We start from the raw sequence: 14,088 nt of genomic DNA, 5'->3' as shown, positions 1-14,088 counted from the left end.
ATCCTTCTCCTTTTCTTCTCTATATTCTACAGACGGTCTGCGTAGCAGTCTACAATATCTGCATAGCCTTCCCCTGTAAGTTGTTCTTTCTGGAACTTCTTGTTTTTCTTCATATTGACGATCAGTACCTGTTTTCCTTCTTCTCTGTCTTTTTTCGCCATTGCAAGTACTTTTAACATACTTTCTTTTGGAAGCTTCTTCTCCAGAAGGTATGCCTTTTTCTCTTTTGCTGCCGGAACTTTGTAGCCATTTTCCAGAAGCAGCATAACGATTCTCTCAAATCCGATAGAGAATCCGCATGCCGGCGTATCCTGTCCGGTAAATTTACCGATCATCCTATCGTATCTTCCGCCACCTGCTACGGAACCTCCGAAGTCATCCATTGTTACTTCAAAGATTGTTCCTGTATAATAAGACTGTCCACGCACCAGTGTAGGTGTAAATTTCAGATTAAATTCGCACTCTTTTGCCTCTTCCACACTTGACATGATCAGTTCCATACTCTGTGCAGTCTCCTCCGGCAGATATTCTCCTAACTTTTCTTTCAGATAATGGATTCCTGTTACATCTGCGCTTACTTCATCAAAAAGTTTCAGATATGTCTCTACGTTTTCTTTTGCATAGCCCATCTCGATCAGCTCATTTTCTACACCTTCTGCACCGATCTTGTCCATCTTATCTAAAATAATGAAAACTTCATCGTAATCTTCCTCTTTGAATCCGCTGTATGCAGCCATTGCTCTTAAAATTCCACGATCATTGATACAAACTGTAAAATTCTTGAAATCCAGCTTGCCAAGCATTGCTGTTGTCGCAAGGATCAACTCGATCTCTGCCAGTGCAGATGCTTCACCTAAAATATCAATATCACACTGCATAAACTGACGAAAACGTCCTTTCTGCGGACGGTCAGCTCTCCATACATTACCGATCTGCAGCGCCTTGAAAGGTGCCGGAAGTTCATTGGAATGGTTAGCATAATATCTTGCAAGCGGAACTGTCAGATCATAACGCAGACCTCCGTCTGCCAGATCATTTTCCTCTTTTGCCTGATCAATCTTTAACTTCTCGCCTCTCTTCATAATCTTGAAGATCAGCTTCTCATTATCTCCGCCCTGCTTGCTGCACAAATTTTCAATATGCTCTACACATGGTGTCTCCATTGACGTAAATCCAAAACTCTTGTAAGTCTTTTTAATAAGACCGATCAGATAATCACGGATCTCCATCTCTGCAGGAAGGATGTCCTTCATGCCGGTAACCGGTTTCTTCTTTAATGCCATAGCCATTCTCCTTTTCGTTCTATCATTTCATCAATCCTCTGGATATACGCGTCGATTGCTTTTACATTCTCCAGCCGAATCAGATTTGTTTCTTTTTTCTTTTTGCTGCCCTGTACCGGCACCGGGTTCTTTAATACGATCTTCGTCGATGCGCCTGCACCTGCAGCGATAATGGATTGTTTTTCTTCCATAATAAGTATATTGTAAATTCCGGCTTTGTCAACCTTTGCATAACCTACATTTTCAAAATTTCCGGCAATATTCTTCTGTCGGTACAAATAATATGGCAAAAGTCCCATCTCTTTTGCCACGCGTCTTGCTTCATCTACCATCTCTTTTGTATCTGGGCCGACAGAAGGTTTTTCATCAGACCGTCCCATCTTTGCAGCACGCTTGATTGCAAGAGAATGTACTGTCAGGCTGTCCGGTTCCAGCTCTTTAATCTGTGAAAGCGTATCTTCCATATCCGCAAGTGTCTCACCCGGAAGTCCTGCGATCAAATCCATATTAATATTGTCAAATCCAAGACTTCTTGCCGTATGATATGCATCACGGATCTGTGAAACAGTATGTTTTCTGCCAATCAGATCCAGCGTTTTCTGCTGCATTGTCTGCGGATTAATAGAAATCCTACTGATTCCATGCTCCGCAATTACCTGTAGCTTTTCCGGTGTAATACTATCCGGTCTGCCAGCCTCTACGGTATATTCCAGAAGATACTCTCTTGAAAAATATGTATCGATACAGTCTAACAGTCTCTTCAACTGTCCGGCAGTTAGTGTAGTCGGTGTACCTCCGCCAATATAAATCGTATTTAATTTCTTCTCCACGGATACCTTTCCGATGTAAGCAAGTTCTTTGCACAGTGCATCTAAATATGCTTCCACACTGTCTTTCCAGTCAAACAGTGCGCCTGAGCTAAAGGAACAGTAGCTACAGACACTTGGGCAAAATGGAATTCCGACATACAGACTGTATCCATTTTCATAATCCAGTCTGTCAAGTAATTCTTTCTCCCGGTTTGCGATTTCCCATGCAAGAATAGTTTTCTCTTCACTCGCCAAATTTTCTTTTTGAAACCACTGGACAAAAGCGCTTTTATCCATTCCTTCCTCCAGTTTTTTCATAGCGATTTTTGTCGGACGCACTCCGGTAAGGACACCCCACGCAAGGGAACGTCCGGTTATTTCTTTCAGTTTTCTGTATAATGCACGATCAAGTTCCTTCTTTGTCAGTTCTTTTTCTCTGGAAATGGCAAGCCTGCTTCCATCCGGGAGAACCGCCTCTACATAATTAGAGGCTTTTTCGTCCACCCGGGCCACCATGTTCCCGGCTGGATAAAAAGCCTTCATAATATGATACGCATTATACGTGTATGATTCGTTACAACATATAATTTCCATCATCTTTTCTCCCATCCATCTTACACATATGGATTGTGTGTTTTCTCATGTCCGATCATCGTCTCTCCCATATGACCCGGGTACACATGTGTCTCATCCGGTAAAAGGAATAATTTTTCTCTTACAGAACGGACGATCGCCGATGTGCTGCTGTTTTCAAAATCTGTACGTCCGACAGAATTCTGGAATAGCGTATCACCGCTGAACAGCACATTCTCAGATTCTACATAGTAACAGCAACATCCCATCGTATGACCCGGTGTGTGGAGCACCCGGAAATCATATCCGGCAAATGTAAGAACGTCTCCGTCCTTCACAGTCTTCGCTCCGGCAAATGTATAACCATTGGTATAAGTCAATGACTGGTTCAGTCTTGCATCCGTCAAAAGATCCGCATCATGTTCTTCTACATAGACAGGAACATCATAAACTTTCTTAAAATCATCAATCCCCATTATATGGTCAAAATGTGCATGTGTCAGCAGAATTGCTTCCACCGTAATATTCTCTTCTTCGATATAATTCTTCAGAGCTCGCGGAAAAGCAGCCAGATCAACAATGACCGCATGCTTTGTCTCTTCATTTATCACAAGATAACAATTCGTGCTGATAATACCTGTTACAAATTTTTCTATTTTCATTCCAGTTTTACCCCGTCGTTCTTTCAATATCGATCACGCCCTCGATCTGGCGCAGTTTCTTCACAATATGCTCTAATTCGTCTCTGCCATGAACAATAAATCCTGTCTCGATCGTCGCAGTTCCCTGCTTGCTTGTACGCACATTCATAGATTTGACATCCACATCTGCCTCTGTAAAGATCTTGGACATCTCCATTAAAAATCCCTGTCTGTCATGTGCATACATCTTGATCTCTGCAAGGTACTGTCCGGTCGCTTCCTGTGTAACGTCACTTTCCCATTCAGCATCAATCAGTCTTGCACGTTCAGATTCTGTCAGATGAATCATATTGATACAGTCTGTCCTGTGGATAGATAATCCTCTTCCACGTGTAACAAAACCAACAATCTCATCACCCGGAACCGGATTACAGCATCTGGAAAAACGAACTGCAACATCATCTATCCCCTTAACCACAATTCCACTCTTGGATTTGGCAATGTGCACTTTATTCTTGGACGCTTCCGCAACCTTCTCCAGTACACTCTCATCGGTAAGCTCCTGCTTGTGTTCCTTGCTGTATTCTTCTACCAGTCGATTTACAACCTGTCCTTCTTTTAGGCCTCCATGACCAATCGCCGCAAGCACAGAATCCCAATCTTTGAAACCATATTTTCTCTGTACCGTCTCCTGGTATTTCATATTCGTAATATGGGAAACATTGATGGATTTGGCTTTACAGTAAGCAACGATCATCTCTTTTCCTTTTATGATATTGCTCTCTTTAAACTCCTTCTTGAACCATTGATTGATCTTGTTCTTCGCCTGTGTACTCTTAACGATATTCAGCCAGTCACGACTCGGTCCTTTGGAGTTCTGGGATGTCAGTATCTCAATACGGTCACCGTTCTGGATCTTATAGTCTATATTTACAAGTTTACCGTTGACTCTGGCACCGACCATCTTATTACCGACAGCACTATGAATCGCATAAGCGAAATCAATCGGTGTTGATCCGTTCGGAAGGTTTTTGACATCTCCCTGCGGTGTAAAGCAATAAACATCTTCCGCAAACAGATCCAGATCTCCTTTGATCAGATTCAAGAACTCTCTGTTATCTGACATATCTCTCTGCCATTCCAGAATCTGACGAAGCCAGCTTAACTTCTCTTCTTCCTGTGCCTCCACACTCTTCTTGCCATCGTTGGATTCCTTATATTTCCAGTGTGCTGCGATACCATACTCTGCTGTCTTATGCATCTCAACCGTACGGATCTGTATCTCAAATGGCTGTCCCACAGAACTCATCAGTGTCGTATGTAGCGACTGGTACATGTTTGGTTTTGGCATTGCAATATAATCCTTGAAACGTCCCGGAATCGGTGTATACATCTCATGGATGACACCAAGCGCCGCATAACAGTCCTTCACAGAATCTACAATAATACGGACTGCAAACAAATCGTAGATCTGATCTACGGTCTTGTCCTGATTGACCATCTTCTTATAAATACTGAAGAAATGCTTGACACGTCCGTTCACTTCACATTTGATATTGGCATTCTTCATATGTGTCGATACTTCCTGAACGATCTGATCTACAAATTCTTCACGTTCTGTTTTTCTTGCATTGATCTGATTCACCAGATCAAAAAAGACTTCCGGCTGTGAATATTTGAGTGCCAGGTCATCCAGCTCAGTCTTGATCTTGGAAATACCAAGTCTCTGGGCGATTGGTGCATATATATCCATCGTCTCTTTTGCTTTTTCCTTCTGCTTTGCAGGAGTCATAAACTGCAGTGTCCGCATGTTATGCAGACGGTCAGCCAATTTGATAATGATAACACGGATGTCTTTTGCCATGGCAAGAAACATCTTACGGAGATTCTCCGCCTGTACTTCCAGTTTATCGGAAGAATAGGATAATCGTCCGAGTTTTGTAACTCCATCTACAAGAAGTGCTACTTCATCTCCAAATTCACGTTTGATATCTTCTTCTGTATATTTTGTATCCTCTACGACATCATGTAACATTCCTGCTGCAATCGTCTCTTTATCCATCTCCAGATTTGCCAGAATGATCGCAACCCAGAGCGGATGCACAATATATGGTTCTCCGGACTTACGGCACTGGTCTCCGTGTGCCTCTTTCGCCAGAGCATATGCTTTTTCAATCATACTGACATCCGTAGACGGATGGTACTTCCGGATACGGGCAATTAACATGTCATACAGCTCGTCCGGGTTCTCATACTCACCCGGCTTCTTAATCCCATGACCATCCACAACATCCAGCCCTTTTGTAAGATCTTTGGTAAGAGTGCTTGCCGCAATCTTATTATCCAATGACTCATACGTTGTCTTTGACATATTAACGCCTCCTTCCTCTGATTTCTCTTTCCTTTATCTGTCTGTTCTACCTTATATTACGGATTACTTGCCCGGATAGCAGATTACAGACTCTACGTCATATCCTTTCAGACGCTCACGGCCTTTGAGTCCTGCCAGTTCCATCAGGAATACTGCTTTCACTACAACACCGCCAAGTCCTTCGACCAGCTTGACCATCGCTTCATTCGTTCCTCCTGTTGCAATAAGATCGTCAATGATCACAACTTTTTGCCCTGGTTTAATCGCATCTCTGTGCATCTCCAGTTCGGCGCTTCCATATTCAAGATCATACTTGATTCCTATGGTCTCGCATGGTAATTTGCCTTTTTTGCGGATTGGCACGAATGGCTTGTGTAAATTATATGCAATCGGAACACCGAAAATAAATCCCCTGGATTCCGGTCCAACAACGATATCAAAATCTAATTCTTTTAACTTCTCCTGCATCAGATCAATTGCCAAATGCAGTCCGTCTGCGTCCTGTAACACACTTGTTACATCACGGAAGATGATACCTTCTTCCGGAAAATCCTCAATACTTCTTACATATTCTTCTATCTGTTTCATAATGCATCTTCTCCGTTTCATGATAAAATACAAAATTAGTATATCATTACTTGATATGATTTTCAAATAATTCTATAGATATTCACCTATGATCCCATTTACCGATAATGCATCACTACAATCTGCAATGTTTTTCTGCCCAGATAATCGTTGATTTCCGGATAAAAGGTTGCCTGGATTGTCATCTGGCTTCTGCCGCCTGTAAGAAGCTCTGTTACTTCCTGTTTTCCATATTTTTCCTCCAGGTAACCGATAAACTTCTCTACTTCACCAAAATAAACCGCATCCAATATGACATGCTCTGCATTTTCCAGACGCATTTTCAATACATTTTTGTTGCGTCCAAGAACCCTCGCGCTGCGTATTACCAGATTTTTTTCTGCAAATACCGGCTTGGTATTACCTTTACCGAATGGCTCCAGCAATTTGATCTCATCGATAAACTTCGGCGATATCTTGGAAAATGGCAATTGCATATCAATTGTTATCTTTTCCGAAAGATCCTTCTCACTCAGCATACATTTCTCATTCAGTTTTCTGCGCAGCTTATCGATATTCTCCACCGGAAGGGACAGTCCCGCCGCCATCTTATGTCCACCATATTTATCCAGAAGTTCTTCACACTCATGAAGTTTCTCATACATATAATAAGCTTCAATCGATCTGCCGGAGCCTTTTGCTCCTTCTTTAGCGTCCGTGATAACAAAGACTGGCCTGTAGTATTTTTCCCGGATCTTTCCTGCCACAATTCCCGCCAGACTCTCATGACATTCCGGCAGATACACTACCAGTACTTTATCTTCTTTTAATGTGGAGTGTTCTATATATTCAATCGCTTCTTTCACGGCTTTCGCAGTCAGATCTTTCCGGCTGTCATTCAGTGCCTTCAGATCTCCTGCCAGAACATCTGCTTCTTTTTTGTTCTTCGCCCGCAAAAGCTCCAGTGCGCGTTTTGCCGTATCCAGCCTTCCTCCGGCATTGAGACACGGTCCGATCACAAAACCGATATGATAGGAATTCAGCCGCTCCTTTTCAATTCCATTGCATTCCATAAGCGAACGCATCCCCGGATTGGCAGTCCGCTTTAGCATTTCAAGACCTTCCCGCACAAAGATCCGGTTTTCATCTTCCAGATCCATCACATCACCAATCGTTGCCATTGCAACATTTTCTATAAGGTAATCGATATCATCCACATCATGTCCTGTCACCTCATACAATGCTTCCATCAACTTGTATGCAACTGTTGCTCCGCAGATCCCCTCATAAGGATAATTGCAGTCCGGCTGTTTCGGGTCAATGACTGCATCTGCCGGCGGAAGAATATATTTTCTTTTACCTTTATAAGTCATTTCCGCAGTCTGATCTTTTTCTTCCTGTTTTTGCTCATCTTCATAAGGCACTTCATGATGATCTGTTACGATCACAGTCATGCCAAGTTCTTTCGCATATGCGATCTCTTTCCTGGCGGCAATGCCATTGTCACAGGTGAGAATCGTATCGACTCCGGCACTTGCCGCCCGCTCGATCAGCTCATTGCTCAGACCGTAGCCATCTGTCATACGGTTTGGAATATCATAATCCACCTCTGCTCCCAGTCCTTCCAGTCCTTCCAGTAAAATATACGTTGCATTCACACCATCGATATCATAATCTCCGATCACACGTATTTTCTTCTTATCCGCAATCTTCTCTGTCAATATGTCAATGGCTCTGTTCATATCTTTTAACAGCATGCCATCATACAGATCTGAAATCGTTCCATGAAGATACTTCTCCATCGCTTCCTCTCCTATGACATTCCGATTTCTGATCAGACTTACCAGTTGTTTACTAATATGAAATTTTTCGCTCAGTTCCTCAAACTTTGCTCCTTTGCGAAGTAATACCCAGCGTTCCATCTGCTTCTCCTTTAGTTCTCTTTTTTATAAACTGCCCTCCGCTTCTGACAGTCAGATGGCAGTAAGGAAACAGCCACAACCATAGGATCTATGGTCATGGCTGCTTATGTTCTTATATCGGAACCGTATTATTTTTTCTTCTTTTTGCCTCCCGTCTGTTTTGCAGGCTGTGCTTTTGCACCGATTTTCATCTTCATGACATACCACAGTGCACCTGTAATACATACAGAAGAGTAAGCCCCCCATGCAACACCTACCATCAGCGGTGCAGCAAATTCCTTAATAGAACTAACACCAAGAATAAACAGGATTGCTACCATAACAAACGTTGTCAGAGAGGTATAAATACTTCTTGTCAAAGTCTGTGTAATGCTCTTGTTTACAAGCATATCCAGATCTGCTGCTTTCTTTCTGCCACGCAGTTCTTCACGGATTCGGTCAAAGATAACGATCGTCGCGTTGATCGAATATCCAACAATTGTAAGCACTGTCGCAATAAATGTATTACCTACAGAAATTCTTACAACACCGTAGAAGATGATTACGATTATTACATCATGTAGCAATGCAAGTACGGCACTGGTTGCAAAGCGGATATCTTTGAATCGGAACCAGATATACAACAGCATACAGATGGCTGCAATAATAACCGCAATAACTGCATCCTGACGCATCTCACTGCTTACAGTAGAGCTGATATTCTCTGCAGTGATCTTAGATTCATCTACTTTAAAGTTATCTACCATCGCTTTGTTCAGCGCTTCACGCTGTTTTAAGCTTAATGTAACGGTCTTGATGATAATCTGTTTTGTTCCGGCAACTTTCTGTGTCTGAACATTGTGATCACCGGTTGTCTTCTCTACAACAGGTACGATCTTCGCATCAATATCATTGATAGAGTAGTCCTCATTAAATGTTACATTCGTAGCTGTACCACCCTGGAAGTCCAAACCATATGCAAATGCTCCGTCTCCTTTTGATGCATGGAATCCCATGATTCCAAGTCCAATTACCATAACAGCAATTGAGAATGTAAAGAAATACTTTTTCTTTGCAAGGAAATCAATAGTCTTTCTTTCCTTCTTCCATGGACGATAGTAGAATTTTTCGTTTCTGATACCGACACCATAGAACGCATATACGATCATACGTGTGATAACAAGTGCTGTAAACATCGATACAATGATACCTATTGCAAGTGTCTGTGCGAATCCTTTTACTGTACCGGAACCCTTAAACCACAGAACTGCTGCTGCAATCAGTGTTGTTACGTTACCGTCAACGATCGCTGACATCGCTTTGTGGAATCCGGTCTTCAGTGAATTCTTCACTCCTCTGCCTGCCGTCATCTCTTCTTTCACACGAGCGAAGATGATAACGTTGGCATCCACCGCCATACCGATACTCAGGATAATACCTGCAATTCCCGGTAACGTCAGTGTAATGTCAAATGCATTCAGGATAACCATTACCAATCCTGTATAAATCAGAAGTGCAAGTCCGGACGCAAGTCCCGGCAAGTAATATACCCATAACATAAACAGGAACACAACCGCAAGTCCGATCGCACCTGCTACTAAACTTGTATGTACTGCCTGCTCTCCGAGCTGTGCTCCCACAACCTGGGAACGGAGTTCTTCCAATTCCAGTTTCAGTCCACCGATACGAATCGTAGAAGCAAGTCCGTCTGCCTCTTCAAATGTCATATTTCCTGAAATCTGTGCAGAACCATCTGTAATCTCATTCTGTACATTCGGCACACTAACAAATGCTCCGTCGTAGTAAATACCGATACTCTCGCGTGCTTTGTAAGCTTTCTTCGTAGCATCTGCAAACTTCTTCGTTCCTGCCTTTGTAAACGTCAGTGATACAATATTCTCTTTTGCTTTTGTTGTCGGATTCTCTGTCGTCTGTGCTTTTGCAGATTTGACATCTGTTCCTGTCAGAACAATAGAGCCGTCTTTCTGCATTTCTTCCAGAGATTTTGAAAGCTTGTAATCTTTCGCAGCATCTCCTGTAGAGCTGACAAGTTTATAATTGGCTTTGCCTTTGCTGTCTGTCTGTGAAATAAAATACAAAGAACCCGGTTGTCCAAGTTCATCCAGAATCTCATTTGCATTGGAAACACCCGGAATCTCAATGTTGATTCTGTCTTTACCTTCCTGGTAAACAGAAGCTTCTGTACTGTACTGTTCTACACGCTTCTGCAACTTGTAGATCGTATCATTCATCTCGCTGTCTGTCGGGTTGTCATCTTTTACTTTATATGTAATACTGACACCGCCTGCCAGATCCAGTCCGAGCTTGATATTCTGTGCCGAACCGGTATGACCTTTTCCGAATCCGACAGCAGTGGTAAATCCCAGAAGTCCAATCAGCACGATCGTCAAGATCAGACTCAGTATACCCTTCCCCTTTTTCATAATTGCTAAACCTTTCCTTTCTTTCCGACTCCATAAACTGCACTGTCTGAAATTATATGCTTTCAGCGTATACAGTCCACTTTGTTAGTTTAGCACAATTTATCCAAATTGAAAACCTTTTCCTTATATTTCACCGAACAATTCACAGGCTGCGGTAAAACATGCTTTGCGAGTTTTATCCGCTGATTAGCGGTCGTCAAATGCTGTCATGTAAGCATGACGCATTTTCCTCGTCGCCATAACAAAAAGCTTCTGATACCATGCTTTTCATCTGATATCAGAGGCTCATTTTTCCTTTATTGTATTCCGTTATCTTACTTCCGTAATTTTTATGAGATCATACCGCCTGTCATGCCGCCACCTGTACAGAGAATCCATGCCGTCAGCATATTAAGCCCATTTCCGGAAAGCGAACGATACAGTATGATCGTAATGACCAGAAGCAGAATAAAATATAAATTTCCCAGAAGGAGTCCCCAGAAAAAGCGTCTGGTTCTGACCAGCTTTCCGATCACAATTCCTCCTACAACCGTTGATAATACATATACTGCCACAATTGCTGCCGAAACAAGATGCTCATTCCATTCAAATTTGTACAACAAAACAGACAACAGCAGCAGACTGATGCCTGTTACTACATAGGAAAAAAGCAATGCCTTCAACAGCCATATGATTTTCTGATTTTTTTCCAGCCTGTTCATCTTCTTCCCTCCTCTTTATCAAAAGTATGAAAAGAAAAGGGCTTTTATTCCTGTTTCTTCCTCATTGTTCCATCTGTCTGCCGAGAAAATCTGCAACGCAGACGGCGACCTGCATTTCCAGATCGGTTAATTTCTTTCGGTTCTTTTCGCCAAGTAAAAGCACACCTCCAATCACGTCCCCTTCACACAAAATCGGGCCGATTGCTTCTCCGGTGAAAGCAGACTCTTCAACATCCACAACATTTATATAAGAAGAATCCTCCTGAAATGCAAGCAGTTTTTTCCTTTTTAACAGTATTTCTTCCAGTTCTTTACTGATAAGCTGCTCGTCCAGTTCTTTTTTACCTCCACCTGCCACCGCAACGATTTGATCCATATCGCAGATTGCTGCCGTGCAGTGCAGGCTCTGCGATAAGCTCTGCACATAATTTCCCGCCAGTGCACTCAATTCGCCGATTGGTGAATATTTCTTCAATACGATTTCACCTTCCCGGTCTGTAAATATCTCTAACGGATCTCCTTCCCGAATGCGGAGTGTTCTGCGGATTTCTTTTGGAACAACGACGCGCCCGAGATCATCTATCCTTCTGACTATTCCTGTGGCTTTCATATTCTCCTCCAATACCCAAGTTATTTTAACTGCTTTTTGATTTATAAGTTTCCTGATTTCTGTAATATTTTCTATATATAATCTGCGCAGTTAGTATATGGAAAATATGTAAAAATATTCTGTATTTCATAAAACCTGCCGAGACTGCCACTGACAGCTCCCAGCCATAGAAATATCAGGAGCTTCATACCCGCCTATGTGCGGTTATGAAGCTCCAGTGCTCTTCGATGTTCTTCTTTCTGGCTATACATACGTTTATCTGCTTCCTGGATCAGCTCATGCACCGATGCTTTCACCGGAAATTCAAAAGAATCAATAATACCAAAGCTGAAATCTTTCAGATATGGACGTTCTACTCTGGTGCGGAAAGCTTCCTGGATCATCTGCATCCGTTCTCTCAGATATGCTTTGTCACATTCTTCAATCGCAATGCAGAATTCGTCTCCACCAATCCTTGCAAACAGATCCTTCTTTCGGATTTGTTCTTGTACTATATCGACAAAATGATTCAGATACCAGTCTCCTTCTTCATGACCATAAGTATCATTGATATATTTTAAATGATCGAGATCACAGTAGCAGAACACAAATTTTTCGCTTTTTTCAAGAAATTCTTTCATCTTTCCAACCAGAAGATTACGGTTACCAATCCCGGTAAGCGCATCCAGATATGCCTTCTCTTCCAGTTTTTCCTCACGTTCCTTTTCTTCCGTGATATCACGTATAATATGTGCGTATGCTTTCTCACCCTGCCACTCCATAAATCCTGTAGCGACATAATAATAGCGATGATCGGACACCTGTTCTTCCCACTCCCATTCACACTCACAGGCATTCTCTTCCGCCTCAACCTCTGCAAGTTTTTCTGCAAGTCTTTCCCGGCAGATCTCGTAAATTTCTCTGTGTTTTGAATCTGACAGACTCTTCCCGCTGCAATACAGTGTTTCCTGTCTGTCTTTACTTAAAACAAGAATGTCTTCTTTGCTTCGCTCGATCAGCTGGATCAAAAGCTGATTGTAACTTTCTACCATATTCGCATGTGTCTTCTCACGTTCTGCTTCCTGCTTCAGATACTGTTCCCGCTCTTTTAACTGCTTTGTCATTGTATTAAACGCTTCCGAAAATTCTCCCAGATAAGAAACACTCTGGGAATAATCTCCTTTGGCAACCTGTTTTGCCTGCCAACTTAAATGGTTCAGATTTGCATGGATATTTTTGAGATTCTTACACAGGAAATTCTCACGCGGCGGCGCTTCCACCGAAAGATTTCCCACAGATATCGCCGCAGAATATTCTTTCATCTCTCGTACCGCCTGTTCCAGATACTGCATTCCTTTTCCAAGTTTCTCAAAAGCAGGTTCCAGATCATCTATCTGCAAAGCATTCACTTTATCGTCATATAAAATACTGCGAAGATATTCAAATAACTGTTCACAATTATCTTTATGTTTCATCTGTCTGTTCCCCGTCTTCTATTACATTTGCATGAAACCGGCATACACGGTCACCAGTAGCCCAGCAGTCTACTTCAATGGCTTCATATGGCCTATCTGTATATACAGATAAAATTCCGGAAATAAATCCTTCATCATAATTACATACAGTCTCGCCAAGAATCGGAAGTCCTGAACAGTCCGCATCTTCCGATACGGTCAATATGATTTTCCCGCTCTTTTCTTCTATACTTTCAATTCTTAAAACACCAATCTTAAATTCTTCCAGTTTTCGCTGTAACTCACTCAGAAATGAATCCAGTGGCTGGTCGAGATTCATCATATTCTTTGCAAAATATTCACCGGATTTGCGTCCTGCTTTCCGAAAAATCTCTATCTGCTTTTCTTTTCCGAAATTATTTACAAGCTCTTCTTTGATCGAATATTCCAACATCCGGTATACTGTTACCGGAAGCATATCCCCAAGATTGCCCCGTCCATTTTCATTAAACTGCAAATATTCTTCAAATGAAATAGGACTGCGGTCCCCCATAAAAATATTATTACTCATTGTCCTTCTGTATTTCCTCTCTAGACTCTGTGCAAATGTACATCCAGATTTAGTATATCATTATCAAAAACAAGATTCAACGTAATGTTGCCAAAAATATCATGTGAAAGATTTTACATAACTCTGGATATTTTCACCGTATTTCTGTATAATGGATAGCAGATTTAAAGAGGAGGAATGAAAT

The 14,088-nt window shown here is 42.0% G+C and carries 11 protein-coding genes; all 11 read right to left on the bottom strand.

Going from position 1 to position 14,088, the window contains the following annotated elements; translation table 11 throughout:
• Positions 1 to 26 precede the first annotated feature (26 nt).
• Positions 27 to 1,289, bottom strand: a complete 1,263-nt coding sequence (hisS, locus tag DW152_RS01460) for a histidine--tRNA ligase (protein ID WP_117538347.1) — start codon at positions 1,287 to 1,289, stop codon at positions 27 to 29.
• On the bottom strand, positions 1,274 to 2,689 hold the full coding sequence (hemZ, locus tag DW152_RS01455) for a coproporphyrinogen dehydrogenase HemZ (protein WP_117538375.1): 1,416 nt from the start codon (positions 2,687 to 2,689) through the stop codon (positions 1,274 to 1,276). Before hemZ ends, hisS begins: the two co-directional genes overlap by 16 nt.
• A 17-nt stretch (positions 2,690 to 2,706) precedes the next feature.
• Positions 2,707 to 3,327, bottom strand: coding sequence for an MBL fold metallo-hydrolase (locus DW152_RS01450; RefSeq protein WP_118287825.1), 621 nt, complete (start codon positions 3,325 to 3,327; stop codon positions 2,707 to 2,709).
• Between the two features lie 7 nt (positions 3,328 to 3,334).
• Complete coding sequence (locus tag DW152_RS01445) at positions 3,335 to 5,677, bottom strand: RelA/SpoT family protein (protein ID WP_021861550.1); 2,343 nt, start codon at positions 5,675 to 5,677, stop codon at positions 3,335 to 3,337.
• A gap of 63 nt (positions 5,678 to 5,740) precedes the next feature.
• Positions 5,741 to 6,265: an adenine phosphoribosyltransferase gene (locus DW152_RS01440; protein ID WP_021861551.1), complete on the bottom strand. Its 525-nt coding sequence runs from the start codon at positions 6,263 to 6,265 to the stop codon at positions 5,741 to 5,743.
• A gap of 98 nt (positions 6,266 to 6,363) precedes the next feature.
• On the bottom strand, positions 6,364 to 8,166 hold the full coding sequence (locus DW152_RS01435; protein ID WP_021861552.1) for a single-stranded-DNA-specific exonuclease RecJ: 1,803 nt from the start codon (positions 8,164 to 8,166) through the stop codon (positions 6,364 to 6,366).
• Between the two features lie 128 nt (positions 8,167 to 8,294).
• A complete protein-coding gene (locus tag DW152_RS01430; protein WP_021861553.1) occupies positions 8,295 to 10,589 on the bottom strand; it encodes a protein translocase subunit SecDF in 2,295 nt (764 codons plus the stop codon).
• A 329-nt stretch (positions 10,590 to 10,918) separates the two neighbouring features.
• A complete protein-coding gene (locus DW152_RS01425) occupies positions 10,919 to 11,290 on the bottom strand; it encodes a TIGR04086 family membrane protein (RefSeq protein WP_021861554.1) in 372 nt (123 codons plus the stop codon).
• 61 nt (positions 11,291 to 11,351) lie between these two features.
• Positions 11,352 to 11,900 (bottom strand): stage V sporulation T C-terminal domain-containing protein, encoded by a 549-nt coding sequence (locus tag DW152_RS01420; protein ID WP_021861555.1) that lies wholly within the window; start codon positions 11,898 to 11,900, stop codon positions 11,352 to 11,354.
• A 194-nt stretch (positions 11,901 to 12,094) separates the two neighbouring features.
• Positions 12,095 to 13,354 carry a sensor domain-containing diguanylate cyclase gene (locus DW152_RS01415; protein ID WP_021861556.1) on the bottom strand — a complete coding sequence of 420 codons (1,260 nt, stop codon included), beginning with the start codon at positions 13,352 to 13,354 and terminating at the stop codon, positions 12,095 to 12,097.
• Positions 13,344 to 13,904, bottom strand: coding sequence for a V4R domain-containing protein (locus tag DW152_RS01410; protein WP_199537842.1), 561 nt, complete (start codon positions 13,902 to 13,904; stop codon positions 13,344 to 13,346). The genes DW152_RS01415 and DW152_RS01410 overlap by 11 nt, the downstream gene beginning before the upstream one ends.
• Between the last annotated feature and the right edge of the window lie 184 nt (positions 13,905 to 14,088).

Source organism: Dorea sp. AM13-35, from assembly GCF_003473885.1.
Classification (GTDB): Bacteria; Bacillota; Clostridia; order Lachnospirales; family Lachnospiraceae; genus Dorea_D; species Dorea_D hominis.
Note: the sequence above shows the minus strand (reverse complement) of the source record. Positions and strands in the feature narration are given on the sequence as shown.